The following is a 25,819-nucleotide window of genomic DNA, read 5'->3' on the forward strand; positions in this document are numbered from 1 at the left end:
CCATGACCACCACCACGACCCCCGCCCCCGACGTCGACGAGTGGGGACACACCGCCGAGCTGCGCGCCGCGCAAGACGCCGTGAACGCTGCCGCCCAGACTGGCGAGATCCGCGCCCTGCACGCCGCGGTGCGCGTGCTCTTCACCGCTGCCGCCCGGCACGCCTGGCCGACCGCCACGGCTCTCGTGTTCAAGCGCGAGAGCGTCGGCACGTTTTCCGGATACTGGGCGCTCTGCCGCGTCACCGACGCGGGGCATCGGGTCCTCCGCGAGTGGGAGGACGAGCCCGACGAGATGAGCGACGAGAGCGACGAGGAGCGCGTCGCGCTCGACCTCATCACGAATAGCCACGAGACGCAGGACTACGCCGACACCTTCGGCCCGCTCCGCGAGGGCGTGGCGGTCGGATACCACCTCTACATGCTCTGAGCACGCGCCTGCGGGTCGACCCGAAACGGGCCGGCCCGCACGAGGGGGAGACCCCCCTCGACCCCCCCGATCACACGCGTGGACCGGCCATTCGCGCTCGAGCGGTGGTCAGCGGCGGGGCCGCGGTTTGCGCGTCTTTCCCGCGCGAATGTTCCGGTTCTCGATGACGCCGACGACGGCCAGGCCGATCGCCACCGCAACGAGGAGCACCCAGCCGAGGACGTTGAACCACTGCCCGGTGAATGCCGCATACGTCTGCCCCCCGGCGATGCTCGCGAACATCAGCGACAACCCGAACCAGACCATGCCGTTGCTGATCAGCGCCGCACGCGCCAGGGGATTCCGGGGAGTGGCCATGGCGTCACTGTGACACCGGCGACTGGGACTGCCCCCAAAGCGGGCAGCGTTCTACGCTGACGAGGCGGCGTCGAGCGGGACCGCACGTCCCGGCTCCGCTGCCGCGGACCCCGCCATTCGCCCCGGTTGGCCGAGGGACCGCCAGTAGCCCCCGGCGCGCACTCCGTTTCGCGGCCCGCCGGGGGCTACCCGCGGCGCCGCTCCACCGAGCGTCAACGGTGACGCCGCCCTAGTGGGCGTCGTCGTACGCCTTCTGAACCTCAGCAGAGATGCGGCCGCGATCCGACACGTTGTGCCCGTTCTTCGCCGCCCACTCCCGGACCGCCTTCAACCGCTCCGGGTCGCTCTTCGCCCGAGCGGGAGCCGAGGAGCCGGCGTTACCGTCTCGACGCACACGACGGCCGGCGTCCACGTACTTCTCGAACACGGAGCGCAGCTCGGCCGTGTTCTTCGCCGATAGATCGATTTCATAGTTCGCGCCGTCAATCGAGAAGGTGACGGTTCCACCGTCACCCTCAATTGCAGAGCCGTCCAGGTCATCGATCAGAGAGAGCTTCTGTGCCATCGGGTATCTCCAAGCAGAGGGAATCAGTGATCGCTCTGTTTCTACCAGCCAGCCGCTTACAGGCGGCGCACCATGAGCGAGTGTCTGGCGTCCGCGCTCACCCCGCCGAGAGGCCCCGGTCAGGGGTAGTAGATCGACCACTCCGTCTCCGGGAGCTCGCGCACGTCATCGATGACCCGCACCCGCCAGCCGGCGTCCGTGCGGTCCTCGATTTCGCCGCGCACGATCTCGGGCGTCCACCCGTCACGAGTGCTCACGTACCGCACGAAGCGCATGTGCTGGCCCGGCATCGGGTTGGTCGGACCGCCTCTAGACATGGCCTCATTCTCGGCAACCCAGGTTTCGGAAAGCTGCGTCGCGGGTGCTGCTCTCGGCCGCGCCATGCACGCGGCCGAGAGCAGGGCGGCACCGGAGCCCCTTGCACCGGTATGGCCGTCGCGGCGTCAACGAAGTCCCCACTTCTCGACCGCACCGCACCATTAGACACGACGTGCCAACACGACGACGCCCAGGGGAGCGGGTCGAGCAGGTGGGGTCCGTTGTCGCGGACGCTGTTCACATCTCGAGAAACCTCGTAGTGCTCGAGGTCGAACGCGACCGCGCTCGACTTCTACTCGAGCAGCTCCTTCAAAGCGTCGACGTCCAGGTGCCCACCGAGCCAGTCGTCGTACCCGTCCGGCGTGGTGCACGCCGGCATCCGGTTTTGGACCTCACCCGGCGCCAAATGCGAGTCGCGGGTGACGATCGCCGTCGACAGCCGCAGCACTACAAGAGTTCGCCAGCGAGGTGGACAACCAAGCCAAGAACGAGGAGGAGAGCGCACGCTACAACGGTCAGCCGATCGGTCCGCGGTCGCGACCCCCGCGGGCAGGCCGAGCGTGCTCGCGCGATCGTCGCTGACATTGATCGCCAGCTCGACGCGAACACCGCCGCCGGCCGACGGTCTAGGTAGCGGGTCGTCTCGCGTCCGATAGGGGCGTTACTTGGTCAACTTAAAACTCCGCGGACGGCAACGCGGTCCAGATGATCACTCGACTGGCAGCGAGTTGCCAATGAGGCATTTACCCGTCGAGATGGGTTGGAACAGCGCCCCGACATATTTATTGTCGCCGTCTTCCCCGGAAGCTTTGTGACGATACTGACCGACGAAGCAGGAACCATTAGACTTAACCGCGATAAAAATCGCGTCAGCTGTTTCGCCCGCGGTCGTCGTTTCGACAGTCGTCTCCATTTGCGTCTGGTCGAACCCGCTGTTGATCAGAGCCTGTGCTAAGTCCGTCCCGTTCGGATCGCCGACTGACGCGACCGTTCGCTCGTTGACCGAGTTGAAGACGGCCAGATTTTGATCGGTGCTCTGACTGGGATCGTAAGCAGTCGCAGTCGCCTCGGGAGCTGCCGATGACAAGGCCGGGGCGGATGCCGATGCCGAGTCGGACGTGACGTCTCTGGGTGTGCAGCCAGAGAGGATCGCAATCGTCGCTGCAATTGTGGCGATGGTGCAGAGTGTCGTTCTTCGGGAATCCACACTCTGATCCTGCCATGCGGAAGGCCCGGGCCGATCGCCGAGGCGAGCGACCCGGCCTGATCCTGTCATGCGGAAGGCCCGAGCCGATCGCCGAGGCGAGCGACCCGGGCCTTCCGCATGGCCTAACCCTTCGATGCGTCCACGAGGTAGCCGTACCCCGGAACGTAGGGGCAGTTCTTGAGAATCGTCCACCCGTCCGCACGATAGGCCTGAACCTCGGCACGGCAGGCGGAGTATGTAGGGAAGTACCCTCCGCTGTACTGCACGGCGCTGGCCGGCGTCGCCGTCGCGAAGAGAGCGGCGCCGGCCAGAAGACCGGCCGCCGCTGCCATGGTCATCTTTCGAGTTGTGACGAGTCGCATGGTTTGTCCCCCCAAGGCTGTGATAGGTATCTCCTATGAGCCCTGATGTAGACAATATCCCAAAATCATCAAACGCGACGCGAACGGCCGGTCACAAATTGATAACGTAGCTGTCTTTTATTCTTTCCGAGCGGCCGCATAGTCGAGGCCGCTTCTGGCAAGAAGCGACCCCAACCCATTGCAACAAATTTTCTTGATTGGAACTAATCTGTTGCAGTGGCCTCTAGCATCGCGACATCATCATCGTCCATCGGCCCCAACGGGCCACGCATTGCAGTCTCTTCTCGAGCGCAACAACAGATCGGAACCGTCTCGTATGGGAATGGTTGATTGAGTGTCTAGCTGCGGAACGGCAAAGAAGGGGGGAGGGGAAGCGCGAGCGCTTCCCCTCCCCCCTTCTTTGCCGTCTTGCCAGACGTCTAGGCGCAGCTTCCCTGCTTCACGATCGCGTGGGCGCCCGCGTCATCGATCTTGTGCCACCGGCTGGATGCCTGTCCGACGCGGCTTTCGGTGCTGCGGAAGTAGTACCCGGCTCCGGTGTAGAAGGTGCCGCAGTAACCCGCGGGGATGAGCACCGCATCCCAGTCGTACGGAGCGCCGGCCTCCACATTGGGTGCGATCGTCTTCTGCACCGCACCCGCGGCGACCTGCCCGTTGGTCGTGTAGTCGGTGGAGACTCGGAAGGAGATGGACCCCTTGTTCACGATCCGGCCGCACAGCGGCTTCGTGCAGGTTCCGCCCACCGCTGCGGCCGACATGCCCTCGTCGTATTCGATCCACTCGGGTGCGCCCTCTTGAAGGTACGCGGCCGGAACTTCGGTCGTGAATCCCTCGTCGGTGGTGAGGTAGCCGACCGCGGATGAGCCCTCAGGCGCCGGAGCCGGAGCGGCCTGGGCCCCGGCCGGTGCCACGGTCGCGAGGAGTGCGAGCACTACACCGGCGATCGCAGCGCGTCCCATGAACCGCTTGCTGCGTGTCGTTTCGGCGTGACGAGCGAGTGAAATTGACATCTGGAAGTCCCCCAACTTTGAGTCTCGACGGCGGCATTGCCGTCTGAGACATCAGAGTGGAGGGCAAGGACGCTCAGAGGAAGCTTGCCTGAAAAAGTTCACCGACAGTTCACGGCCTGAACGTAAGGTGGGGCCATGACGCGACTCAGGAGCTACTCACGGGCCGTCGGAACGCTCCTCATTTCGGCGGGAGTCGTCGGCGCTGCCGCCTTCTTGCTGCACTGGGGGCAGTGCTTCGGTGGCCTGACGGACGGCTGCTACGCCGCCACCCAGTCCGACTTCCCTTGGGTCGCGATGTCCGTTCTCTGGGTGATCACCTTCCCTCTCGCCATCGTCGGCGCGTTCCTCTTCTCCCCGAAGCAGCCCATCACGCTGATCGGGGTAGTGCTCCTCATGCTGATCAATCCGCTGACCGACCATGGACTCTTCTTTGTCCCCTGGGACGTGGCCGACACCCTGCCGTTCACAGGTTTGACGATCGCCTTTGCGGCGATCGCTGCGGGAGCACTTCAGATCGTCAGCTCGCAGAGAGTTGAGCAACCGCTGCTTCGCGGAAGCTCGCCAGAACAGCACCAGGGTCACCCGTCATACGGCGAAGGTACCCCCGCCTGAAGGTCTCGCCTACCGGTCCGTCGTCGTTCGCGGCGATGATTGCGGGTAGCTGTACTCGGCTGCGATCTGAGTCTTCAGCGCATCAAGGTCCCAAACCGCTGCCCACGATGTGCCAGCCAGCAGCTCCACAAGTTCAGCGTGCTTCTCCAGCGCGTCGGCCAGCTTGCGGTAGGCGGATTCGATCTTCTTCGACATGCCTCCATCTTCCCGTGCTGACGTTGCGCAGCTCAACGCGCGACCGTCCGATGAGGGATGGGTAGACGGGACGGTGCTCGACTCAGCTCTCGGTGGTCGGCTTCGAAGCGGCTGAGCCCGACGAAAGGCCGAGCACTTTCAGCGGTCCATCGCCGAGGGCACCGAGGGCGTCTGCAACATCATTGGTGAGCAGGGAGTCGATCAGTTCCGGGGCCAGTGGGAGATCCCCGGAATCGATCTGCTCGAGGACGCGGGCGCGGACACGCTCGCGGAAGATGATGCCGTTTTCGTACTCGCGGACTGCCGCTCGGTTGAGCTGTTGACGGTCAGGCCAGTCACGGAGTAGGCGGAGCAGCGCGTAGACGACGGTTCCGCCGGCGAGGATCACCAGTTCGAGCGGGTTCTCGTACCGGAGGCTCTGGACGGTGATCTGAGCGTTTGCGTCCGCTTCGCGGCCAGCGATGCGCTCGAACTCGTCGATCGGCTGAGGAAGGTCTACGGGTTCCAGGGCCGCGAAGAAGAGCGAGCCATCGCTCCAGGCAAGGTCACCAGCGCGGCCGAGTCCGCGCCGTCGCGAACGCATTCGCGCAGCGATGAGCGCGCCTCGATCTGTTCGGCGCTGCAGGGCGCTCGCGAACTCGAGGACACGCCTCACATCATCGACCGCCGCCCCAAGCGCGGCGATGGACGCGTTCGGGCCGAGATTCAGGGTCAAGGTGATCGTCTCTGCCATGGGATGAACGTAGCGGGGCTGGTCGAGTGCTGCTGTCGTTCGACTAGGGGCGAGAGCTACCAGCGGCGGGACGTCATGCTGAGTTCGTCAGCCTCTTCCTCTGTGAGGACTCCGACGAGCTCGGCGATCTTGACGATGATGCTCTCCATCGGCTCCTCCGCCGTGCTGAACCCGCCTCGCGACGCGAGAGTCGGCGTCACCTGGTCCAGCTCTTCGAACGTCACGCCGTGCATCACTGGCACCAGAAGGCTCCGCCGGAGGAGGGCGCTGAGTTCGTTGCTCGCGATGCTCCGATCGGTGCGCAGCTTCTCGAGCATCGCGGGCGTGACCAGTACGATGCCCATCCGAGAACTGACCAGACCACGATCGATCGCGACGCGCATGTCTGTACCAGGCCGGAGGCTGACCTCGCTGAACCAGACCGTCACGTCGTTCGCGAGCAGCTGCTCGTAGACGTCTTGTGCGTCGGCCTGACGATCCGGCCACGCGTGGCAGAGGAACACATCGTTCTGCTGAACCGTGCGCACGACTGTTGCCTGACGAACGGGCTCCAGGTCGCGGACCTGCTGCGGCGTGTACGAGACGGTCGACGTCCTCGGCTGCCACGACGGACGAGCACTGCGCCCGCCGCCGCCAGACACGCTCCCGCTCCGGCGCACGGGCGCCGGAGCCGCAGGAGGCGTGTGCGGCCGGTAGGGCCGCGGCTGCTCGTAGTAGCTGTAGCCGCCGCCGCGACCGTGAACTGGGCAATCGGCGCCGCCGCCGCGAATGTGGCCCCGTACGGGCGCTGTGCACTGAGACATGTCGCAGATGGTAGCTCCGACCTCCGACATGCTCAGAGCGGTGTGGGAATGGTGTAGCAGGCGCCAAGGGAACGTCCACGCCTGATCGGGAGGTCAGCGCTGGTTCTGCCGCGCGAAGGCGAGCGCGCTGAGTGGAACGCAGGCGGCCTGATCGGCTGCCGGGTGATACCAACGCCCACAACCGAGTGCGATGATTCCAACGACACTTTAAGCTATAGGCGAAGGAGCCTCATGATTAAAGCACTTTCATCAACCGCAATGTTTTGGATTGGCATCGGCGGCATATCGTTAGGTTTATTTTTCGGATTGATAGTGCCGATCTGGATCGCTCCCTATCAAGCTGACGGGTCCCCTACAATCAGCCAAATTCTTTCAACGGTCCCAGTTCTTACTCGCATAGCTGAGGGAATTGGGTACTCTTTCATTGCGGGAGCTTTTGTAGTACGTCATTTCGAAAATTGGCAAGCTACAGATGCTCGTCGATCCGTTCACTTCGTCGGACGCGCAGCCCGGAAAGATGAAGATTAAGGATTATGCGCCGTGCTAGCAGTATTCCGCTTAGCGCCAAAAGATTCTGCACAAAATGACTTGATGTCGGAATCATACTTCGTCAGTGCGGCTGTGAGAAGTAGGTCATCCTGTATGGCGGCTTCCGCCCCGTCGCGAGTGGCCTTAGATGCCACAGACGAAACGAGGTCATGTAGACCCGGGTAGCTGGCGTAATATTGCTGGAGGTCGACAGTGTCGCCAGTGTGTAGATACTGTGTTGTGACGCCGTAACTGATAGAAGAACACAAGGCCAAATTTGCTTCAGCGGAGGTTGGCTTTGTACCGGCCGGCGCAAATGTCTGAGGCCCGCGAGGGTTAAATTCACCGAAGAGAGTTTCGAGCGTCGTTGCGGGACCTGTCGCAAACCAGTAATCGCCGTAGACTAATTGGTTATCCTCAGTAATGAGGGCAGACCAATCGTCAATAAGCTTGAGGGTGGCGTCCGGTTCATCATAAATTCTTAGAACAACGCCAGTCCCGGATTCGGGTAGGCAGTACAACCCCGCTGCCGATCCCCAATAGTCAGGGTCTCCGCCCATCAAGTGAGGGTTCGAACATGCGTTATTGCTGGCAATTTCGCCAATGTCGCTCGTCGTCAGGCTCTTAGTTGTACTTGAAGATTCGGCGCATCCGACTAGGGCGCACGCCACAACGAGGCTGCTGACCGAAGCGGCCAGCAGCCTCGTCGCGATGGAGTGAGTCACTTCCAGCGGACGTACCCGATTGTTCCCGGGGCGCTCGAATACCCACGGATCTTGGCCACGGTCGCGCGGTTCCCGATGAGGGCGTTTGCTGAGCCGGAGCCACCGCAACCGGCCGTGTACCACACCGGCGTCGAGACGCTCGGCGTTACCGAGTATCCACGGCCCTGCACACAAGAGGGGCCGCTGTTGAAGGCGAACTTGTCCTGTGTCCAGGAATAGCTCCACCGAGCAGTTGAGTCATAGCCGATGATGCCGCATCCGTCAGTGGATTCCACCCATCCCGACACGTTGACGAATGAGGCGTTTCGGTAGCTGCACGCTGCGGCGACCTGAGCGGACTCGTTTCCGGCCGTACCGGAAGTTCGAGCCTCACTTGGAGCGTCATCTCCGATGACCTCGACGGTTTCACCCTTCGAGCCGAAGACGATGACTGAATCGGAGCTGAGAACTGCATCATCCGCGATGACGATATCGGGATGCTCTTCGAGATATTGCGAAACAGAGTCTGTGTTTCCTGTGCTTATCGTTTCGGCCGCGTTGACCGGCGATGACGTTGCGATGAGCGCCGCGGCTAGACATGTAGCTGCGGTCATCGCGAATCGAGTGCGCATTCGTTCCCCATTGAACATATGGACTACTACAACCTTAGTGATCTAGAATAGATTCACTCGTCGGCGAGGTTCGCCCCCAACCCCGTAGGAGCAGGAGACCATGATTGAGGCCAGCGCGTCAAGTCTTTTTTCGGTGTCGTCAGTGCTCAACGTCGTTCAGATTGGGTTTTGGGTCTTGTTTGCTATCGGTGTCGCCGTACGCGCTGTACGAATTTTGGTCCTCAAGAGAGGTGACCGACTGCGGAACGTCGCGCGACCGTTCGCCGACGCCGGTGCGGTCCAGTCGAGTGCGTTCGGTTGGGCTCCTGGCGAGCAACTGCGTGCGGATGGAATCTCAGCGCCTGCAGAGAGTGATCGAGACGTGGATCGAGGGCGGTCGGGTAACTCGTCGGTCTGAAAGTACGGACGGGTGATCTGGCCACCGGAGCGTAGTCTGCCCAGGGGCTCCTGCCTGACGGCAAGCGCGGGTCTTCGAGCATGGTCTGGTTAGCCACGCCGCGCTTCACGGCCTCGGTTGCAGCGCCCGTGCTCCGGTTTCTCGCCGGCAGATGACCCGTCTGGTGGGGAGACCGTAGCTGGACCCGTCCTGTAGGGGAGGGGGCGGACCGGCCATTAGCGATCCCGTCCGGTTGGGCCCATGAGCACTGACGTCTGGCGGTGTCCCATTAGGGGGTCGTTGACCGGTCGCGCGCAAGTCGGCTGTGGGGCCGCGCAGTGGCGCTGGGGGTGTCGTCTCGTTTGACCCGGCCGTTAGCAGTTCCGCTGAGGGGGCGTGAAACGAGGCGCGGGGCCCAGGTTGTCTACTCCGGGTCGGGTGGTTGTGGGGCTGTGTCGTTGAGGCGGCGATAGTAGGCGACGTCGAGTGCGCTGAGGTGGGTGAGGAGGCGTCCGGCGCGGTCGTGCATGGTCATGGAGCCGTCGTGGAGGCTCGCGATGGCGCCGATGCGGTGCAGCATCAGTACCGTGGCGAGGCGTTCGGCGTAGTGCAGTTCCAGGAAGTACACCAGCGGCGGGTTGCCGGTGCGTCCCGGGGTGAAGAGGGCGGTGGGCTGGTGTCGGGTGACGCCGGTGTCGCGGTTGAGTTCTCGGAAGATGTATCGGTCGCGCAGCCACGGCCCGCCGAGGATTGCCGCAACGATGACGACGGCGCCGAGGATGACGAACGGGTTGAGGAGAACGGCGAGGTCGTTGCCGGTCATCATCCGAGCATGTCCCGGGTGCGGTCGCGGTCCTCGGCCGCTTCGGTGTCCGCGGCGAGCTGCGCGACTCGCGCTTCGATGTAGACGGTGCGCATCGTGGCGTCATGGTCGAGTTGCAGGACTCGCAGGAGGCGATGCAGTTGTACGGTGCCGGCCGAGGTTTTACCGGTCAGGATGCGTCGGACGGTGCGCGGTCGGAGCCGTGCGAACACGGCTACCTTCTGTGCGCTCCAGCCCTGCGCCTGCATGGCTGTGGTCAGTACCTCGCCGAGCGCGGTGTCAAAGTGCTGGGGCGTCAACCCAATGAAGTCCACCCGGCCAGGGTAGCCAGCACCGCGCCAGCCTAGGCGGAGGGCGTTTCACTGGTACGCAAGTAGGCGTAGACGGTCTCTCGGCTGATGCCGTATTCCTTCGCCAGCGTCGTCTTCGGCACGCCAGCGGCAGCACGTTCGTGTAGCTCGGCGATCTGGGTCGGGGAGAGCGACCGGCGGCGCCCGCGGTAGGCGCCGCGTTGCTTGGCGAGGGCGATGCCCTCGCGTTGACGCTCCCGGATGAGTTCGCGTTCGAACTCTGCGAACGCGCCCATCATGTTCAGCAGCAGGTTCGCCATCGCACTGTCCTCACCGGTGAAGGTGAGCTGCTCCTTCACGAACTCGACCCGGACCCGCTTGTCCGTCAGTCTGCGCACGAGCCGGCGAAGATCTTCGAGGTTTCTTGCGAGCCGATCCATCGAGTGCACGAGCACCGTGTCTCCGTCGCGGACGAACCCGATCATCTCTTCGAGCTGCGGACGGTTCACGTCCTTGCCGGAGGCCTTGTCCTCGAAGACTCGATCCAGCGTCACGCCGTCGAGCTGGCGCACCGTGCTCTGATCCAACGTGCTCACCCGCACGTACCCGACCCTCTGACCCGACATGCCGCCTCCGACCGCTACTTGTCCAGTTGAAGTCTAAGAGCCGCAGGTGCAAGTGTCAGACAAGGCCCGACATGGCCCTATTCGGACGCGCTTCGGCGATGGTGCCTGACGTCCGGTTGGGGTGTACCTCAGGTTGGCGGGCAGGGTGGCGGCGCCGCCGGGACTGGGCATCGCCACCCATGCGGGATACGACTACTAGCTCCGTCGCTGGTTGAAGGTGAGCGGCACGAGCACCAGGCCTCGCGGCAGGACTGCTACGAACGGTCCCAAGTCGCGTCGACGTCGCGGCCACGATCTTGCACGATGTCGTTGATAGCGAACCCCAAAACGAGCCACCCCTGCGAGCTGTCGTCGGTCAGGTCGCCCGAGTACTTCCGCAGGAGGTCAGCGACGTTCGCCCACGAGGAGAGGTAGTCGGCCACGTCCTCCTCAGCAGTGGCGAGCGACGCGATGAGGGACGGATCGGCGCCCACCCTCTCGGCGGTGTCCCGCAGCAGCGAGAAGAGTCGGCGCTCCTCCATCGCACCGAGCACTTCGTCTGGAGTCACTGCCGCGGCAGGGTTGGCTGCTAGTTGCAGGGTGAGAAGGTTGAGGAGCGAGTACTGGCCAAGAGTCGTCATGGGTTGACCGTAGCGAGCCCGAGCAGCGACACGCCGTGATCTGTGAGCTGCCCATCAGCCCCGCGAGGAGCTGGCCGTACGTGCCGCGGAGCTGCGCTCTCGGGGCTGAGCACGCACCGAGTGTTCAGGCGTGACGTCACTGTCCGCCGGTCGGCGGTGTATCGAGTGGCTGCGCGGTCGCGGGAGTCGGGGGATAGGTTGTCGGGTCGTTCGCTGCGGCCGTAATGGCCGCCCATTTCTTCGGCAGTGAAGAGGTTGGGATACCGAAGCCGGGCATGTCCCAGAGTTTGCGTGTGCGGTCGGTGGGGCCGGTGTTGGGCCAGAATCGTAGACGCCATATGTCTCCTGGTGTGGTGGAGCCTGGCCAGCCGTAGTTGACGAAGCCGCGTCCGCTGATTTCGACCCAGTAGCTTCCTTTCGCCAGCTCGAAAGTTGTACCGGTCATCGTGGGACTGTCGAGTCGCACGGTTGGTGCGGTGAGGGTGATCGTTTCGACGGATATCTGTTCCCAGTCGTCGGTGTCGGACTGGGGTCGAGTGGCCCACCGCTCGATGGCGATCGCCGTCTGGAAGTTGTTCTGGTGCGGGGATGTGACGAGCACGGTTTGGCCGTCGCCGGCCGAGGGCGGTGTGGTCAGTGCATCTTCCAGGAGCGCGAGTTCGTCGGAGTCAGGCATGCCACTGGTGATGGTGAATTGTCCGTAGTCCATCGCGAGGGTGACGGTGGATGTTGACAGCGGTTGCGCGGCGCTCATGCGACAGAGACTACTTCCGCATACGGCGGCCGTCATGCGTCGGCATGCCGACCGAGGCCGGCTCCCCGCTGCGCCGTTCGCCGGGGTGCTAGTGGTGCCCCAGGGTGAGGCCTTCCCTCCGATAAGCAGAGCGTCGGCCGGAGGGAGGAGGGTGTCAGGAGTGCCCCTCTGGGGCATCCCCGAAGGGGACGCGGAGCGCTCTTGACGCCCTCGTCACGAAGGCCAGAGTGGAGCGGTCGGAGGGACGGCCGGACGTGACGTGCGTTGTCACGCTGCGGCGCTCGAACCGTCGTGCTCGTCCTCGTCATCGGTGGACGTTTCGTAGCGACTGTCACTGCTGTAGTACCACTTGCGGTAGTCACGGCGTCGCCCGGCGAGGTAGAAGTAGACGGGCGCTGCGATCACGAACACGGCTACTGCAAAGAGCGTCAGGATTCTGACGGCGTATGGGTGTGGCGGAAAGATCGTGAAGGTAGAGAAGACGGTCCACGCGAGGACTGTGAGGATGACGGCGGCGCTGCTGAGGGCGAGGAGTCGAACGGGCGTCCAGGCCAGATCATCGATGCGGTGTTGCTTGCGGTAGGTGGCGTCGATCTGTCGTCGTTGTTCATCTCGGAGAACCGGTCCGAAGTCATCGGTGTAGGCGCGCATGTTACGCACGTCGGCCCACACTCTTTCGCGTCGCTCGGGGTCGTAGGAGGAGGCGACTATTGCGTCGATAAGCCAGGCGGGTCGACGGTCGCCGCGATACCCGGCGCTGCTGTTCGCTGCGCGGTCGGCGGTGTCCGGGTGGAGGTCGAGCTGCGGATCGTGCATGCGGTCGACGAACACCGCGTCTTGACGTCGACGGTTTGCAGTTCCGGTGAAGGGGATGCCCTCGCGGAAGCGAGGTGGGTAGTAGAGGTTCAGCTCCTCTAGGAGGACCAGCGCTTCGGGCGCGATCCTCTCCCGAAAGGATGCGGCGTGGCGGGGCAGGGTCACTCCTGCGGCTCGTGGTGGGAGTCCCCGGAGGATCCCGTGTTCGGCTGCTCTGTCTGGGGAGATTCCTGGCGCGGTGTCGTCGCTCGCGGTCGGGACTTGCGGACGCGAGCGGGGCCGGGTGCGCGGGCTCCTGTGGCGCGGAGGTCTTTGTCGCTCCATCCCGAAGCGAGGGCGGCGTCCCATGCTTTCGAGTGAGCGTCGCGTGCGTCTCGGGCGGCGGCATCAGCGGTATCGACGTCGTTGATCGCGGCGACGAGAGTCCGCACGGCAGCTACACGATCCTCGACGGATCTCTCGAGGAGGGCTCGGGCTGATGTGGCGGCGGATTCGGGATCGATCGTCTTCTCAGGCATACCGTCAGATTAACGGGCGCCGCCGTCGTCTGCCAGTCCTCGATCCTGCTTCGCGGATCGGGACCCGGCCTACCGCTTCGCGGTCCGGTTCGTGAAGTTTCAGAGTCAGCAAGCAATAGACATGGGTGCCCCATGTCGCACGCGTCCCTTCCGCTGCGTGGAGGACCGGGGCATACTGGTCGTATGGTCCCCGCCGGTTGGCGGGTTCGCTGCGCTGGGCCTTGAAGGGATGGTGGTTCTCGTGTCCGAGTCGGAGGAGAAGCGGCCGATCTTCGGGCGTAAGCGCCGTCCGAACGTGCCGGAGGGCCGGCGGGAGAAGCGATACGTGGTGAAGGTCACGGCCGAGGAGGATGCACAGTTGCGTGCCCGGGCGGAGGTCCGAGATGTGACGGTGGCGCGGCTGTTGTTCGAGTCCGCGATGGACGCGAAGGTGGTAACTGCGAAGGAGCGGAAAGAGGCTGTCGCGATGCTGTTCAAGTTGCAGCGCGAGATGGCCAACGCGTCGAACAACGTCAACCAGATTGCCCGGTTCGCGAACGCGGAGGGCCGCTACGTTGCGGAGGCCGTGGAGGTCACGGCGGAGTACCGGCGGGTGGCGGGTCTGGTGTCCGAGGCGCTGTCGGTGGTGAACCGCACGTGATCGCGAAGGTGACCCGTGGCGCGCAGATGAGTGGGCTGATGTCGTACCTCGCGGGACGCGGGTTTGCGAACGAGCACACGGAGCCGCACCTGGTCGCGGGGGATGCGGCGATCATGGCGCTGTACGGGTACGACGAGTTGGACCGCGCGACCGCTCTGGCGATCGCTGAGAGCATCGATGAGCCGCGCAAGCATTTCGAGGTCGACGTGCTGCGCCAGGTGTCCAAGCGTGACCCGGAGACGGGCGAGGTGGTGAAGGTTCGCGAGGAGGCGAACGTGTGGCATTGCTCCCTGTCTCTTGCGGCGGAGGAGGGTCAGCTCACCGACGAGAAGTGGGGGCAGATCGCGCAGGATTTCGTGGACCGGATGGGTTTCACGGAGGCCAGCGGGAAGGCCGCGTGCCGGTGGGTCGCGGTGCGTCACGGCGTGTCCTCGAACGGCAACGATCACATCCACCTGGCGGTGTCTCTGGTGCGTGAGGACGGAACCAAAGCGTCGACGCATAACGACTTCCACCGGGCCATGAAGGTGGTTCGTGAGCTGGAACACGAGCACAAGCTGGCGCCGATGATCGCGGCGCAGCAGCCGGAGTTGTTGCAGCGCGAAGAGCGCCGGCCGGCGCGCGAGGCGGCGCGGCGGCGCGGTGCGGTCGAGGTCGATGCGAAGCGGTTGGAGAGGGCGGTGCGGGCCGCGGCTACAGCGTCGGTGGATGAGGGTGAGTTCGTGCGCCGGATGAAGCGAGAAGGTGTGCTCATCCGTCCCCGCTTCGCCGCCGGGCGAGACGATGTGGTGACCGGTTACTCGGTGGCGCTGCGCCCCGCGAAGGGTGAGCAGCCGGTGTGGCACGGCGGCCTCCGGCTCGCCCGTGACCTGTCGCTCCCCGAGCTTCGGAAGGGCTGGCCGGACCGCCCGGAATCCGCGACCGAAGCGGTCGCAGAGTGGCGCGCGTCGAGCAAGAACCCGTGGCAGTACCGGCCGGTAAATCCGGGCCGGGAAGAGGCCGAGATGAACCCGCAGTTCTTCGACCTGTACGCACGCGATATGACGCGGCTGCACGAGTACATCAAGACGATTCCGCCGGAAGATCACGCGGCGTGGGCGCACGTCGCCCGCGAGACGGCCGGCGCCTACGCGGCATGGTCAAAGCGGTTGGAGACGACGCCCGGGCCGCTCGCGGATGCTGCGCGCACGCTCGCCCGGTCGGCGCAGTTGCGGCCGTCCGAGAGCCGGCCGCGTCCGGTGGCGATGCCGTCGATGAGCAACACCACAGCGCTGATCCTCGCGCAGGTGTCCAAGGGGAAGAACGCGACCGCGGAGGCGCTGCTGTTCCGGCAGCTCGCGACGACGACGAACTCGATTCGCCGTGCCGCGCAGGCCGCCGGCGACGCGCGACGCGCAGCGGAGTTGTCCGCGGCGCTGCGTGAGCGGTTGACGAAGGTTCGTGACGCTTACACGGCGCAGGAGCACACGAACGTGTTGGCCTCGTTGTCGCCGGAGCAGCGTGCGACCGCGGAGCGCGCCGCGCTGGCCGCGGGCCGCTCCGGTGTCGGGTCGCCGGTGCCGACGACGTTGCCGCCGCGCACGAGCGGGCCGGTGGTCGTGCCGACCACGACGACAGGTCCGGGATTGTCGAACACTCCCGCGCAGCAGCGCGACGAGTTGGAGAGGTAGGGGAAGGGGCTCTCATGGCCGAGGAACACGACGAGGTAATGAACGACACCGGGCAGGCGCTCCGGGTGGCGATCGCGGTCGCCGCGCAGATGGCGGACAAGTTCGCCCGCGCCCGCGAGGAAATGGCCCGCGAAGCGCAGCGGCGCAGCGAGCAAGAGCAGCGCGGGTTGCAGCTCCGGTTCGAGGGGGAGCGGGACGTCGCCGCGAACCGGCTCGCACTGGTCGAGCGTCCCGAGTTCTGGGACCGCGCGAACGTCGACCAGATCGCGCGCATGCACGAGACGGCTCAGCAGTGGAAGGACTTCGACCCGCGCGCCGAGGCCGCGTCGGAGACGATCGCTCGAGAAGTGCAGGAGCGGTACGGCGTCGACGTGAACAGTCCCGGAGCCGCCCCGGAAGACGTTCGTGCGGCTCTGGCGCGTGCGGAGCTGAACCGGGAGCAGGCGGCGTCGGAGAACCTGTCCACGAGCGAGCGGGGCTCCGCTGCGGTGGAGTTCGTGGACGCGGTTGACGCAGTGCGCGAAGCAAACCGGCTGGATGATCGAGCAGACAACTCGCTCGCCCGCGCCGACGATGCACCCACCGTCACCGATGCTCCGACGCCTGATCAGTTCCGCATCGATCAGGCGGCGGCGTTGGAGTTGCAGGCGCGCGAGTACGACGTGACCGCCGAGCAGGGCGGCACCAGCGCTCACACGCCCGACGAGCTGCGAGAGCTGGCTACCGATGCCCGCTCCCAGGCGCAGCTCTACCGCGACGAAGCCCCCACCCCGACCGCAGAGCCGGCTATGGCCGCGCCGGCCGCTAGGAGCGCCGCTGAGACGTCCGCCGCGTCCGATCAGGGACGCGCGAGCGCTGAGCGCAACCACGGCGCCGCAGCGTACGACAGCGCCGAGCACCGCACCGCAATGGCCGCTGAACTCAAAGCCCACGGCATCCCGCAAGAGGCCATCGACGTGCGCATGCGCGCGACGATCGCACAGGGCAAGCCCGTGTCCGAAGCGGTTCCCGCGACGCCCGGAGCGCACAAGGTGAACGTCCCGCAGACCACTCCGAGTCGCACGGCAAACCGCTCCCGGCAGACACCGGAGCAGAGTTTCTAGGAGCTGTACGCAGCCCGACACGTCAGAAGGAAAGGTCTTCTAATACTTCGCCGGTCTGATGAACGAAACCCGCGTGGTCCCAGCTGATGAGGTTGCTACCATTCGGGCTGATACTACTAACACCGATATGCCGCAAGGCATCTTGAAGCGCACGCCCAAATATCTTGCTATTAGCGATTGGAAACAGTTTATCTAAAATGAATGTTTATTCAGTAGATGAAAGAGATTCTTCGACGGAAATGACAGCAAGTGGTTACCGGATTATGATTGTAAATCCGGGGCGGCGCATCAGCGCCTTCAATCTCGATGGAGGATCGGCTTCAGAGGCTTTAGAGTGGGCAAAGAAAAATGCGTCAGACGGCGGATTTTCGGTTGCGGCTCGCTTTGATGAGGATGGGGGCGGCGTCACGTTGATCTGGTTGACGCCGCCCCCGGAAGTTGTTATGGAGCGGATCGGCTAAGAGCAGACTGCCGTCTGAGTCGTCGGCTTGCAAAAAACAGGAGACGATATGTCGGATCCAGTTTTCTGACCTGTGGGGGTAATGATCTCGATGGTCGATGAACCCTGATAGTGGCCCGTCAAGGTGGAGCCGGCTTTATCGGCTGCAGGCGTGTAGAAGACGTTTCCGGAGCCATTCACCTTGACGGTGCGCGGTTCGTCGTTCGATTTTACCTGCTGCCAGTTCACACCGTTGCTGGTGTCTCCGTTGTAGGAAGCGCTGTCCCACATCAGGCCACTTCTCACTCTGACTGAGGCCGTAGGGGGGTAGGAGCCGGTGCCGGTGCACTTCACGTTGGTCTTGTAGATCACATAGATTTGGCCCTTCTTGCGGGCGCCTTCGGAGATGTGCGGGTTCTGCGCGTCGACCGTGCAGGTGATGGTGAAGGACGCAGCGCGCAGTGACGTTTGCCCCGAGGATGAGGGCGTCGCTTGAGCAGGTGTCGCGGCCGGGTCGGAAAAGATCAGAGAATCACCGATCTTCGTGTCATGTAGTACTTCGGGCGAGAGCGTGCTAGTGGTGGCGCTTGTCTCGGCTTGCGCAGGCCCTGATGCGATCAGGCTTGTCGCCAGGAAGAGGGCCACTCCGAGTAGTGAAGCGGCTTTACGTCGTGCGTGCATGGAAATCCCCTAATTTCGAGTGCTCACAGTCATGAGTTCCTCGCACTGTAGGCACATCTGCATCCTGGATCAAATCCTCATTCGGGGGTCAAATCTCGACGGGATACCATGTCTCGCCGTGGCGATTTTGGTGAGTGTCCATAGGCAATTCTGCTTGTTCGAGCACGCCACATGCACCATGGCGGCGCCCTACTTCTATTGAACTGCTTTTAGTTCACTATTCTTGTAAATCCCATGTGCCGCATCCATTGGAGCTGAAGGAATAGGCGTCACTTACTACGACCACTTCCAGGCGAAGCGCTGAAGACACGAAGTTGTTGTCAATGATATTTCCGGCGCTGTCGAGGAGCTCCCAATAGCAGTTGCTAATGCTTCCCTCGCTCACATAAGTCCCTGGAAGCACAGGTTCCCCCACCCGGTACGTGCCGTCTCCGACTCGCCTTCCTTCGGCTCGCAAGCGAGCATCATCAGCCGCCGCCGAGGCTGCGTCTCTCTCGGCCTGCTCTTCGCCGGCAACAATCTGCGCGTACGGAGCAGCTCCTGGATTATTGGGGCAAAGTTTCACTGCAATAAGCCGATTAGCGTACTCGCTTTTGCTCAAAGCGGCCGGATCAGTCGATCCGAGTGTCGAAGAGGTGCAGTATTTGTAGTAATCCTTTAAAAGCTTGTCGTATGCCGCATTATCGAAGTCATATGTGAAGATGCTCTTTTGTGCCTCGGACGGCGCTACGCCGCTCACGCGAATAGTCTCACAGTATGAAAACTCTGTCCCAGCGGCCCAAACCTCCTCAAGCGAATTGAAGATCGTCGACGCACCCGAGCACTTGAACTGATAGATAAAGCCGCCGACCATCGACTCGGTCAGCACATGCGTCGGCGTCGGCGTTGGTGTTGGTGTCGGAGTCAGAGTCGCAGACCGAGTAGGACTCGCGGTCGCGGAAGCAGAGCTTGCAATGGGATCCTCGGCGGTAGCGCAGCCAGACAAGAACAGCGCCACTGCCACTCCTACCGCTGAGGCCAGTACTCGGAAATGACGGGCTGCTTCCATGCCTCGGAGCCTAGCGCCGAGCGCGACCAGCAGGAGAAGACGACGCGTAGGGCGCACCCTCACTCCGGTTCAAGTTGTCCAGCTCGTCGGTTGTGCGGAGAGAACAGCGGTAAGCCGGTGGCGGTAGGCGGCGAAGCAGCGTCCACAGCCCCGATAGGCGGCTGCACATACGAGAGGGAGGGCAGCGCATCATGCGCTGCCCTCCCTCTCATTTTGCCCCGGGTCAGTCGGGTTGTCGGTCCGGCGGGAACAGGTGATCCGGCGGCCGGCTGTACGGCAGTGCTTCGCCAGGCTCGTTCTCGTCCGTGGACCCGGCGAACGGCCCATCGTGAGACAGCAGCACGGCCATGTGCGGGCCAGCGTGGTTCAGCCACCAGGCGCTCAACGGCAGACCGGGTTCCCGGCGTGCGTCCTCCCAACTCAGCCACAACGTCTCCAACCGCTGCACGGCCTCGTCACTGTTCCACCACTCGGCTTTCCACCGTCCGGTAGCGGGACCTTTCGCGGACACGCGGCGGCGGTAGGAGAACCGCCAGTACTTCCGCAGCCACTCATCCACCGATCCGTACACCCGCTCCGCCCCCGGCTCCTCTGCCGGTGCCGACACGTCGCTCGTCGTCGGCACCGGAGCGGCGACGGTCGGCGCCGGTTCAGTGGGTGCCGGGTCCGGTTCGGTGGTCGAGGGCGTCTCGCCTCCGGCGAACGGGTCTTCCTCATCGAACGGGTCAGGCAGGGGCATCAGCGCGGTCCTTCGCCGTGTCCGCGTCCTTCGTCCGCAGAAGGTCCCGCAGCGCTGCGCCCTCCGCGGCCGGAGCGCCCGCCGCCGCCGCGGTTGCCGGAGCGACGTTCTCGCTGTCGGCCGCGGCCGACGTGTCCTCGCCCGCGGCCGTGACCGTCGAGTCCTCGACCACGGCGGTTGCGGTGTCCTCCACGGTGGGCTCGGTTGCCGTGGGGCCGGCCGCCGCAGCCGGGGCGGTTTCCTCGACCACGGCAGGCTGCTTGGAGGGGTCGTGCGCGGCGATAGAGGCCTTGATCGCGGCAACTTGCTTCTTCGGTCCCCTGAACCACGGGATCGTGCGCAGCATCGCCGCGCGCGCGCCGGAAGAGAGCATGACCGCGTAGCCGCGAGGCAGGTTCGCCAGCTCGTCCACTTCCAGGATTGGCTCACGCTTCAACGACGTCGACGTGGACCGCACGCCCTTGTTGAAGCTCTCCGTGGACGCCTCCCGGTCATAGGTGCCGACCAGCTCAGAGAGGTTCTTCAAGAAGTCGTTCTCCCGGACACCGCCGGCATAGATGAACACGTTCGACGCGCTGCGCAGCTTCTCCATGCCTTCCTTCCCGAACACGGCCACGCCCTGCGAGTAGGACTGGAACACCGACATGATCGGAATGCCCCGGGACCCGAAGTGCGAGTACAGGTCGGGCAGGTCCGGCCACCGGCACACGTTCGCGGCCTCGTCCAGGATCGCGACCAACGGAGTCTGCATCCGCCCGCCCGCGGACACGTCCGCGAGGTCCGTCGCCGCTTCCAGCGTCGCCGCGGTGAGCGCGGTGACCAGGGGGCCGGCGGTGCCAGCTCCTTCCTTGGAGAGGCTGTAGAGGGTGTTCCGGCCACGCACGAAATCGGCGGCCTTGAATTCCGGTCGCGTCTCATTTTCTCGAGGATTGATCCAGTCGGACACGAACGTGTTCTGCAAGCTCGACGCCATCTCCTGCGCGGTGACGAAGTAGCCGCTGCGCGGCTTGGGGTCCGACTGCAACAGGCCCAGCAGCCCGTCCGCCTGCAACGGGTAGCCGCCCTTGCGGAGAATGCGCACCGTCTCCTCGTTGGTGGGCTCCGTGGTCCACGTGTACACGTCCCGGATTGGCCGGCCCGAGACGGCCGCGGCGAGCAGGAAGCTCGCCAGCAGCAGCTTCCCGTTGGCCTCGAAGTGCGCGTTGTCGCCACCGGACGAGCCGGCCTTGCGGCTGCCGGCCGCGAAGTAGCCGGCGAGCTTCGCCGCCCGAGTGTCATCCGTCACGTAGGTGAGCGGATTCCACCACCAGGTCGGTTCCTCCCGCGCGACGCGCTGAGGATCGAACACCCACACCTGACCGAACGCGGCCCGCACGTCGCGAGTCGCATCGAGCACGTCGCGCTTGTTCGAGGTGGTCACCATCGCGCCAGGAGCTGCCATCACCGCGGGGATGACGAAGCTGGTCGACTTCCCCACGCGAGGACCCGCGATGAGGGTGGTCATGTCCTCGAACGACGCGAACACCTGCTTCCTGTTCGCCGGAGCGATCGTCCCCAATGGGATGCCGGGGCTGTTCTTCACGCCCAACCGTCGAGATTTCGCGGTCGCCTCCTTCACCCGCAGGTGCTCCAGGTCGCCCTCCGTGGCCATGTGACTAGCGGCACGGTTGGCGACAGCTCGCGCCCGGCGCTCCTTCCGGCCCGACAGGCGTGCCCACAGGAACAGCGTCCCGAACAGGGCCACCACGGCGCCCACCACTGCGCAGATCAGTATTGCGGTGGGCGGCCACACCACCGTTCCGTCAAACAGGCCCACGATGACGCCCAGCGGCTCCAACGTCCCGATATCGGGATTCACGCCGTCCTTCTCGGACCCGTACCGGACGGCAACGAAGAGAGCGATCGCTCCCACGAACACCACCGCCACCGGGTATGTCCACCACGGGGTGCCGGATCGCCCCGGCTCGCGCTTGCGATTGTTCGACGGGCTCATGGCGTGACTCCTTCGGTCGGTGCTGTAGTGAGAGGGGCGCGAGCGGGGATCGCGTGCTCCACGGCCGCGGTGAACGCGAACGAGGCGGCGGTGGCCACGAGGACCGCGACGGCCAGGAGCCCGGCGATCGCGCCGACCTGACCGAGCGGCCCCCGCAGGAGAGCGGCGATGGTGCGGGGCATGGTCACGACGTCACCAGCTCCGCCAGCGGAACGGGCGCAGGCAGAAACCGGCGCGGCTCGCAGCATTCATAGATCGGCCCGTCATAGCGGGGCGTCGTGTCGGCGGGTGCCGCCTGCCAGCTAGTACCCCAGGTGAGGACGGCCTGGCCGTTGTCGGCGTACTCGCACGGAAGGTCCGTCATGTGGTCCCTGTGCGGGCGCATCGTCGTCATCGAGCAGCCCCAGAGGTAACCGTCGTAGACGACCGTTGAGGGACAGGTCATCCGGTGATCACCATCCAGGCGGCGAAAGCCATCCAGCCTGACGCGGCGGCCAGCAGCAGCGCGGATGCCCCGTGCAGCAGATGCTCCCTCGTGACCTCTTCGCGGAGGTTGATCACGTCAAGGATCACATTCCCGGCCGAGCCCACGAACATGCATGTCCCCCCGATCGCCGCGGGGATCGCGAAAGACTCAGTGAGGATGTTCACGGCAGAATCTCCACGACCACCGGATCGGTCGCCAGAGGCTCGTTCGCCCGTCCCGCGCGGGAGGTGGTGTGCCAGAGCTTGTTGGTGTCGTTGACGTCCAGCTCGGCGGCGGTGAGCTGCACCCGGATCGGGATGCCGGGCCGGCCGCCCACCTTGATCAGGAACCGGCCCCGGCCGGGAGGCTCCGACTCGTGTCCGGATACCGGGTCCCACGCGGGCGGGTCCTGCCAGGACGTGAGCATGTTCTGTTCCGCGTTCGACAGAGGGACGGCGGAGGTCAGGAGCGGCATCTCCGCACCGGGCAGGCCTCCGCAGATGACCATGCCGGAGCGCTCCACGAACCCGCGGGCTTTCATCTGGTCCTCCTGCGAGGCCAGGGCGAGGAGGTCGCTCATGGTGTGGCTGATCATCGCCAGGCCGACACCGCGGGCACGGTTGAGGCGGGTGAGCGCGTCGACGCGATCGACCATGCCGCGGCCTGCGCGCAGCGCCCGCCACAGCTCGTCCAGGATGACGAAGTAGTGCCGGCGCGGCTCCAACCCCGCCTCTGCGAGAGCGGACGCGACGTTGACGGTTCCGAACCCGGCGGACCAGCACGCCAGGAGGATGCTGGCCTGCAGATCGCCCTCAGAGTCATCGATCGAGGACACGTCGTAGACCACGGGCCGGTCCCGCCGCATCGGGGTAGTGGTCTGGCGGGAGAAGATCTCCCCCAGCCGGCCACCGGTCGTCAGACCGATCAGCGAGGCTTCGAGATTCTCCGTGATCGCCTTGTACCGGTTGAGGTCGTTGCGGTCGAGCGCGACCTGACGAATCTCCTCCGGCGCCGCCTGGATCACGGCCAGGAGGTCCGCGAGGACGGGGATGCCCTCGTGCGTCTCGTCCAGGTACTTCAGCGCCCGGTCGATGATCGTTTCTTCGCGGTCCGAGGGCGGCTCGGAGCGGAGGATCGTCAGTAGCGCTGCGATCATCGTGTGCCGGCGGCCGTGCGCGTCCGCGAGCACCTGAGATGCGAGGCGCTGCGACTTCACCGCGTGCTTGCGCTCCTCCTTCGAGTCCTCCCCGCGGGCGTCGAGCTCCGCCGCGCGCGCGAGCGCCCGGTCAGCGTCCTCGCGGAGACGCTGCGCCGCCGTCGTCGCCTCTCCCGGATCGAGGATGTTCAGATACCCCCGGCCGCGGCCGAGGGTAATGACCTGCCCATCCATCGCGCGAATCAGGTCCACGTAGTCAGGCTTCAAATCCCCCAGGACCAGCGGCAGAGTCCCGTAGCCGGCGAGGCCGGTCGCCATGCGGCGGGTCAGCGAAGATTTCCCCAGGCCCGGCTTGCCGAGGACGAACATCGAGGGGTTGGAGATGAGCTGCGCCCGCTGAAACCACGAAATCGGGTCACACAGCACCGACGCGCCGGTGGCGAGGTTCTTCCCGAGCGGGACGCCGATCATGGGTGTTCCGGTGCCGACCGAGAACGGGTACAGCCCGCACACCTGCACGGTGGTCGCGCGGAACTCATCGGCGGGCTGGACCGACACGGCCTGCCCTCCCCCGCGGCCGAGCCATCCCGTCGACGTCGGCCGCAGCGGGCGCTTAGGCGTCGGCTCCTTCTCGATCTTCTGCTTCCCGCCCTGGTGCGGAATCGCCCGCTTCTTCCGCGACCGCTTCGAGGGCTTCTCGCGCGCCAGCGGTGACGCGGCCGCACGTGCGGCCGCGGCCTCTTCCTGCACCCGTCGCGCGCGGCGAGACCCGGCGCGGCTGTCCGTCGACGCCGCCGCGGCCTGCGCCGTCGACGGGGCACCGACCGCGCCCGTGGGCACGGCCGTGTCGATCGCGTCGACGTCCACAGCCTCCGCGTCCTGGTCGACGTCAACGGCGCCGGTGGGCAGCTCGTCCCCGTCGACAGCAGCGGGGACGTCGACGGGGTCGGGCTCGTCGCGGTGGCGGGAGAAGAGCTTGGTGGTGATGCTCACTGGGAACCTCCGGCAGTGATCGAGGCGGGAAAAAGGGGCTTAACCGGGGACGGCACCGGACACTCGTCCAGTGCCGTCCCGGATGCGGTGGCGATCGTCACAGGGCTTCCCGGACCTCGTTCGGGATGCGCAGATGCCGCGGCAGAACGAGCCCCAGCGGCAGCGCCGCGGCGAACGCGGAGTCCTGCGACCCGAACGCCGGCCGCATCCGCAGCCGGGCGGCCGAGGTCAGCGAGTCGACTGCCGCGCGAGCCTCCGGCTCCTGTGTGCGCTGCATGGTCGTGGCCGTGACGATGAGGCCGAAGTTCATCAGTCCGGCTCCGGCGGCTTCTTCCGCGGCCGTGGCCTGCGCAGAGCGCGTCGAGAGGGTGGAGCGCGCCGTGGGCTTGGTGGACGCGGAGGAGTTGAACTGCGCCGCGTTGAGGTCCGCTTCCACCAGCGCCGCGGCGCGGGCGGGGTCGATGGGGCGGTAGAGCAGTGTGACGCGCTTGCGAGCAATATCCCGGTGCGGTGCCAGCAGACGAGCGAGGATGCCCGCCTGAACCACGCCACGCGGGGGCGCCGTCATCGTCCACGACGTCGACACCGCACCGTCGTGCCGGTACGAGTCCCAGTGCGCCTCTGCGGCGGCAGGGCCGACATCCGTCCACGACAGATCGGCCGTCTCCCCTTCCGCGCGCGCCTGATCGATCAGCACGGCCGCGTCGGGATCGTAGGCGGTGCGAATGACCTCGCAGATTTCCTGCGCGCCGAGCGGGCGGGCTGCGCCGGCCCCGGTGGCGGCGAGGGAAGACGTCAAACCGGGGATGCGGGCGGAGAGGTCGGAGGCGACTTCCTGTGCGTTGCGGCGCTTCCCATTAATCCGAGCATTCGCGGTAAAGGTGAGCGCGATGTACGCGCGGATCGTTGCGGAGCCCACCGGGTAGGTCTCCACGACCTCCGAGAGCATCGCTCGAGCAAATAGCGGGGCGTCCGGGTCCATCGACCCCTCGACCTCACCGCGCAGGCGCGTACCCGTGTCGGGCGCCGTCTCGACCGTGACCGACGCGGCCTCGATGCCCGGTTCGTCTCCGAGGTTCGCGAGCCAGATGCCGTACTCCGCGACCTGGTTGTTGATCTGCTCCTGATCCACCAGCGCGGCGCCGTCCGGCTCGGTCGCGAGCACGATCGTGAAGTGGCGCGTGGCGGGCGTGCTGATCAGCGCGAACCGGCGGCCGTGGGAGTCCTCGTGCTCCGTGAGCTGCGACGCCGCCGCGAGCCCGGGGAGCTGGAACGTTCCCCACTTCGCGCGGCCGATGGGTCCGGAGCGGTAGATGTTCGCTCCCTTGCTCTTGGTGCGCCACCAGTTCACGCGGACCACCGTCCTTCCCAGGGCTGACTGCCCGTGCTTGTCCTTGACCGAGACGCTCAGGAGGATGCCGCCGAAGATCCCGGCGACGACTAGAGCCGGCCCCAGGCCGGAGAACATGGACGCGATGATCGAGGACACGATGCCCACGAACATCACGAGGGTGGCGAGCTGCCCCAGCCCGCCGAGACCGGCGGTCTGCGGCTTTCGCCAGTTGCCGTAGGTGCGGGCCTTCACCGGATCGGTGGCAGTTGCGTTGCTCATGG

At 65.3% G+C, this 25,819-nt stretch carries 31 protein-coding genes; 7 read left to right on the forward strand and 24 right to left on the reverse strand.

The features are described from left to right. On the forward strand, positions 1–428 hold a 428-nt coding region (locus tag C5D09_RS17600), incomplete at its 5' end, for a hypothetical protein (RefSeq protein ID WP_104256246.1). A gap of 108 nt (positions 429–536) precedes the next feature. Here C5D09_RS17600 and C5D09_RS14440 read toward each other — a convergent pair. The 5 genes from C5D09_RS14440 to C5D09_RS14455 form a co-directional block, all read right to left on the reverse strand. Then, entirely contained in the window at positions 537–785 is a 249-nt protein-coding gene (locus tag C5D09_RS14440; RefSeq protein ID WP_146083206.1) for a hypothetical protein, read from the reverse strand. 229 nt (positions 786–1,014) lie between these two features. Further along, positions 1,015–1,350 carry an Lsr2 family protein gene (locus C5D09_RS14445; protein WP_104256244.1) on the reverse strand — a complete coding sequence of 112 codons (336 nt, stop codon included), beginning with the start codon at positions 1,348–1,350 and terminating at the stop codon, positions 1,015–1,017. 119 nt (positions 1,351–1,469) lie between these two features. Continuing rightward, positions 1,470–1,667 (reverse strand): hypothetical protein, encoded by a 198-nt coding sequence (locus C5D09_RS17190; protein WP_146083205.1) that lies wholly within the window; start codon positions 1,665–1,667, stop codon positions 1,470–1,472. Positions 1,668–2,377: 710 nt separating this feature from the next. Next, positions 2,378–2,875, reverse strand: coding sequence for a DUF6993 domain-containing protein (locus C5D09_RS17195; RefSeq protein ID WP_146083204.1), 498 nt, complete (start codon positions 2,873–2,875; stop codon positions 2,378–2,380). 781 nt (positions 2,876–3,656) lie between these two features. Further along, positions 3,657–4,247 carry a hypothetical protein gene (locus tag C5D09_RS14455; protein ID WP_146085516.1) on the reverse strand — a complete coding sequence of 197 codons (591 nt, stop codon included), beginning with the start codon at positions 4,245–4,247 and terminating at the stop codon, positions 3,657–3,659. 135 nt (positions 4,248–4,382) lie between these two features. Here C5D09_RS14455 and C5D09_RS14460 point away from each other — a divergent pair, with 135 nt between their 5' ends. Beyond that, the gene (locus C5D09_RS14460; RefSeq protein WP_104256241.1) at positions 4,383–4,859 is read left to right on the forward strand and encodes a hypothetical protein; all 477 of its coding nucleotides are present in this window, start codon (positions 4,383–4,385) and stop codon (positions 4,857–4,859) included. Between the two features lie 9 nt (positions 4,860–4,868). Here C5D09_RS14460 and C5D09_RS14465 read toward each other — a convergent pair whose 3' ends face one another. The 10 genes from C5D09_RS14465 to C5D09_RS14505 form a co-directional block, all read right to left on the reverse strand. Further along, positions 4,869–5,054, reverse strand: a complete 186-nt coding sequence (locus tag C5D09_RS14465) for a hypothetical protein (RefSeq protein WP_104256240.1) — start codon at positions 5,052–5,054, stop codon at positions 4,869–4,871. Positions 5,055–5,136: 82 nt separating this feature from the next. Beyond that, positions 5,137–5,787: a hypothetical protein gene (locus C5D09_RS14470; protein WP_104256239.1), complete on the reverse strand. Its 651-nt coding sequence runs from the start codon at positions 5,785–5,787 to the stop codon at positions 5,137–5,139. A gap of 56 nt (positions 5,788–5,843) precedes the next feature. Then, entirely contained in the window at positions 5,844–6,590 is a 747-nt protein-coding gene (locus C5D09_RS14475) for a toll/interleukin-1 receptor domain-containing protein (protein ID WP_104256238.1), read from the reverse strand. Between the two features lie 1,249 nt (positions 6,591–7,839). Continuing rightward, complete coding sequence (locus C5D09_RS17200) at positions 7,840–8,436, reverse strand: hypothetical protein (protein ID WP_146083203.1); 597 nt, start codon at positions 8,434–8,436, stop codon at positions 7,840–7,842. An 818-nt stretch (positions 8,437–9,254) separates the two neighbouring features. Next, the gene (locus C5D09_RS14480; RefSeq protein WP_104256237.1) at positions 9,255–9,653 is read right to left on the reverse strand and encodes a hypothetical protein; all 399 of its coding nucleotides are present in this window, start codon (positions 9,651–9,653) and stop codon (positions 9,255–9,257) included. After that, positions 9,653–9,967, reverse strand: coding sequence for a helix-turn-helix transcriptional regulator (locus tag C5D09_RS14485; protein ID WP_104256236.1), 315 nt, complete (start codon positions 9,965–9,967; stop codon positions 9,653–9,655). The genes C5D09_RS14480 and C5D09_RS14485 overlap by 1 nt, the downstream gene beginning before the upstream one ends. A gap of 29 nt (positions 9,968–9,996) precedes the next feature. After that, positions 9,997–10,569: a recombinase family protein gene (locus tag C5D09_RS14490; RefSeq protein ID WP_104256235.1), complete on the reverse strand. Its 573-nt coding sequence runs from the start codon at positions 10,567–10,569 to the stop codon at positions 9,997–9,999. A 254-nt stretch (positions 10,570–10,823) separates the two neighbouring features. Continuing rightward, positions 10,824–11,189: a hypothetical protein gene (locus C5D09_RS14495; protein ID WP_146083202.1), complete on the reverse strand. Its 366-nt coding sequence runs from the start codon at positions 11,187–11,189 to the stop codon at positions 10,824–10,826. A gap of 136 nt (positions 11,190–11,325) precedes the next feature. After that, positions 11,326–11,943 (reverse strand): hypothetical protein, encoded by a 618-nt coding sequence (locus C5D09_RS14500; protein WP_181074614.1) that lies wholly within the window; start codon positions 11,941–11,943, stop codon positions 11,326–11,328. A gap of 267 nt (positions 11,944–12,210) precedes the next feature. Next, positions 12,211–12,924, reverse strand: a complete 714-nt coding sequence (locus C5D09_RS14505; RefSeq protein ID WP_104256233.1) for a hypothetical protein — start codon at positions 12,922–12,924, stop codon at positions 12,211–12,213. A 191-nt stretch (positions 12,925–13,115) separates the two neighbouring features. Here C5D09_RS14505 and C5D09_RS17890 point away from each other — a divergent pair, with 191 nt between their 5' ends. From C5D09_RS17890 to C5D09_RS14525, 5 genes are all read left to right on the forward strand, one after another. Continuing rightward, on the forward strand, positions 13,116–13,238 hold the full coding sequence (locus C5D09_RS17890) for a hypothetical protein (RefSeq protein WP_258063701.1): 123 nt from the start codon (positions 13,116–13,118) through the stop codon (positions 13,236–13,238). Positions 13,239–13,506: 268 nt separating this feature from the next. After that, on the forward strand, positions 13,507–13,917 hold the full coding sequence (gene mobC, locus C5D09_RS14510) for a plasmid mobilization relaxosome protein MobC (protein ID WP_104256232.1): 411 nt from the start codon (positions 13,507–13,509) through the stop codon (positions 13,915–13,917). After that, positions 13,914–15,587, forward strand: coding sequence for a relaxase/mobilization nuclease domain-containing protein (locus tag C5D09_RS14515; RefSeq protein WP_104256231.1), 1,674 nt, complete (start codon positions 13,914–13,916; stop codon positions 15,585–15,587). The genes mobC and C5D09_RS14515 overlap by 4 nt, the downstream gene beginning before the upstream one ends. 14 nt (positions 15,588–15,601) lie before the next feature. Continuing rightward, positions 15,602–16,690 (forward strand): hypothetical protein, encoded by a 1,089-nt coding sequence (locus C5D09_RS14520; protein ID WP_104256230.1) that lies wholly within the window; start codon positions 15,602–15,604, stop codon positions 16,688–16,690. 197 nt (positions 16,691–16,887) lie between these two features. Beyond that, a complete protein-coding gene (locus tag C5D09_RS14525) occupies positions 16,888–17,151 on the forward strand; it encodes a hypothetical protein (protein ID WP_104256229.1) in 264 nt (87 codons plus the stop codon). Here C5D09_RS14525 and C5D09_RS17205 read toward each other — a convergent pair. The 9 genes from C5D09_RS17205 to C5D09_RS14560 form a co-directional block, all read right to left on the reverse strand. Continuing rightward, on the reverse strand, positions 17,148–17,774 hold the full coding sequence (locus tag C5D09_RS17205) for a hypothetical protein (RefSeq protein ID WP_146083200.1): 627 nt from the start codon (positions 17,772–17,774) through the stop codon (positions 17,148–17,150). The genes C5D09_RS14525 and C5D09_RS17205 overlap by 4 nt on opposite strands. A 253-nt stretch (positions 17,775–18,027) precedes the next feature. Further along, positions 18,028–18,807, reverse strand: coding sequence for a hypothetical protein (locus C5D09_RS17210; RefSeq protein ID WP_146083199.1), 780 nt, complete (start codon positions 18,805–18,807; stop codon positions 18,028–18,030). A gap of 274 nt (positions 18,808–19,081) precedes the next feature. Further along, positions 19,082–19,597, reverse strand: coding sequence for a DUF4913 domain-containing protein (locus tag C5D09_RS14530; protein WP_104256228.1), 516 nt, complete (start codon positions 19,595–19,597; stop codon positions 19,082–19,084). Beyond that, positions 19,584–21,590 (reverse strand): type IV secretory system conjugative DNA transfer family protein, encoded by a 2,007-nt coding sequence (locus C5D09_RS14535; RefSeq protein ID WP_181074616.1) that lies wholly within the window; start codon positions 21,588–21,590, stop codon positions 19,584–19,586. Before C5D09_RS14535 ends, C5D09_RS14530 begins: the two co-directional genes overlap by 14 nt. Then, complete coding sequence (locus C5D09_RS14540) at positions 21,587–21,772, reverse strand: hypothetical protein (RefSeq protein WP_104256227.1); 186 nt, start codon at positions 21,770–21,772, stop codon at positions 21,587–21,589. Before C5D09_RS14540 ends, C5D09_RS14535 begins: the two co-directional genes overlap by 4 nt. A gap of 2 nt (positions 21,773–21,774) precedes the next feature. Beyond that, positions 21,775–22,035: a hypothetical protein gene (locus tag C5D09_RS14545; RefSeq protein ID WP_104256226.1), complete on the reverse strand. Its 261-nt coding sequence runs from the start codon at positions 22,033–22,035 to the stop codon at positions 21,775–21,777. Further along, positions 22,032–22,241 (reverse strand): hypothetical protein, encoded by a 210-nt coding sequence (locus C5D09_RS14550; protein WP_104256225.1) that lies wholly within the window; start codon positions 22,239–22,241, stop codon positions 22,032–22,034. The genes C5D09_RS14545 and C5D09_RS14550 overlap by 4 nt, the downstream gene beginning before the upstream one ends. Further along, complete coding sequence (locus tag C5D09_RS14555; protein ID WP_374953325.1) at positions 22,238–23,920, reverse strand: ATP/GTP-binding protein; 1,683 nt, start codon at positions 23,918–23,920, stop codon at positions 22,238–22,240. The genes C5D09_RS14550 and C5D09_RS14555 overlap by 4 nt, the downstream gene beginning before the upstream one ends. 382 nt (positions 23,921–24,302) lie before the next feature. After that, on the reverse strand, positions 24,303–25,817 hold the full coding sequence (locus C5D09_RS14560) for an SCO6880 family protein (RefSeq protein WP_181074617.1): 1,515 nt from the start codon (positions 25,815–25,817) through the stop codon (positions 24,303–24,305). Between the last annotated feature and the right edge of the window lie 2 nt (positions 25,818–25,819).

It is taken from the genome of Rathayibacter sp. AY1C9 (genome assembly GCF_002932315.1).
In the GTDB taxonomy this organism is placed as follows: domain Bacteria; phylum Actinomycetota; class Actinomycetes; order Actinomycetales; family Microbacteriaceae; genus Rathayibacter.

Coding starts and splice junctions, on each gene's coding strand:
- C5D09_RS14530 (WP_104256228.1), bottom strand. CDS start 19,597: ATGCCCCTGCCTGACCCGTTCGATGAGGAAGACCCGTTCGCCGGAGGC.
- C5D09_RS14480 (WP_104256237.1), bottom strand. CDS start 9,653: ATGACCGGCAACGACCTCGCCGTTCTCCTCAACCCGTTCGTCATCCTC.
- C5D09_RS14545 (WP_104256226.1), bottom strand. CDS start 22,035: ATGACCTGTCCCTCAACGGTCGTCTACGACGGTTACCTCTGGGGCTGC.
- C5D09_RS14560 (WP_181074617.1), bottom strand. CDS start 25,817: ATGAGCAACGCAACTGCCACCGATCCGGTGAAGGCCCGCACCTACGGC.
- C5D09_RS14525 (WP_104256229.1), top strand. CDS start 16,888: ATGAATGTTTATTCAGTAGATGAAAGAGATTCTTCGACGGAAATGACA.
- C5D09_RS14540 (WP_104256227.1), bottom strand. CDS start 21,772: ATGCCCCGCACCATCGCCGCTCTCCTGCGGGGGCCGCTCGGTCAGGTC.
- C5D09_RS14470 (WP_104256239.1), bottom strand. CDS start 5,787: ATGGCAGAGACGATCACCTTGACCCTGAATCTCGGCCCGAACGCGTCC.
- C5D09_RS14520 (WP_104256230.1), top strand. CDS start 15,602: ATGGCCGAGGAACACGACGAGGTAATGAACGACACCGGGCAGGCGCTC.
- C5D09_RS14490 (WP_104256235.1), bottom strand. CDS start 10,569: ATGTCGGGTCAGAGGGTCGGGTACGTGCGGGTGAGCACGTTGGATCAG.
- C5D09_RS14445 (WP_104256244.1), bottom strand. CDS start 1,350: ATGGCACAGAAGCTCTCTCTGATCGATGACCTGGACGGCTCTGCAATT.
- C5D09_RS14535 (WP_181074616.1), bottom strand. CDS start 21,590: ATGAGCCCGTCGAACAATCGCAAGCGCGAGCCGGGGCGATCCGGCACC.
- C5D09_RS14455 (WP_146085516.1), bottom strand. CDS start 4,247: ATGTCAATTTCACTCGCTCGTCACGCCGAAACGACACGCAGCAAGCGG.
- C5D09_RS14460 (WP_104256241.1), top strand. CDS start 4,383: ATGACGCGACTCAGGAGCTACTCACGGGCCGTCGGAACGCTCCTCATT.
- C5D09_RS17200 (WP_146083203.1), bottom strand. CDS start 8,436: ATGACCGCAGCTACATGTCTAGCCGCGGCGCTCATCGCAACGTCATCG.
- C5D09_RS14495 (WP_146083202.1), bottom strand. CDS start 11,189: ATGACGACTCTTGGCCAGTACTCGCTCCTCAACCTTCTCACCCTGCAA.
- C5D09_RS14475 (WP_104256238.1), bottom strand. CDS start 6,590: ATGTCTCAGTGCACAGCGCCCGTACGGGGCCACATTCGCGGCGGCGGC.
- C5D09_RS14465 (WP_104256240.1), bottom strand. CDS start 5,054: ATGTCGAAGAAGATCGAATCCGCCTACCGCAAGCTGGCCGACGCGCTG.
- C5D09_RS14440 (WP_146083206.1), bottom strand. CDS start 785: ATGGCCACTCCCCGGAATCCCCTGGCGCGTGCGGCGCTGATCAGCAAC.
- mobC (WP_104256232.1), top strand. CDS start 13,507: ATGGTGGTTCTCGTGTCCGAGTCGGAGGAGAAGCGGCCGATCTTCGGG.
- C5D09_RS17190 (WP_146083205.1), bottom strand. CDS start 1,667: ATGTCTAGAGGCGGTCCGACCAACCCGATGCCGGGCCAGCACATGCGC.
- C5D09_RS14500 (WP_181074614.1), bottom strand. CDS start 11,943: ATGAGCGCCGCGCAACCGCTGTCAACATCCACCGTCACCCTCGCGATG.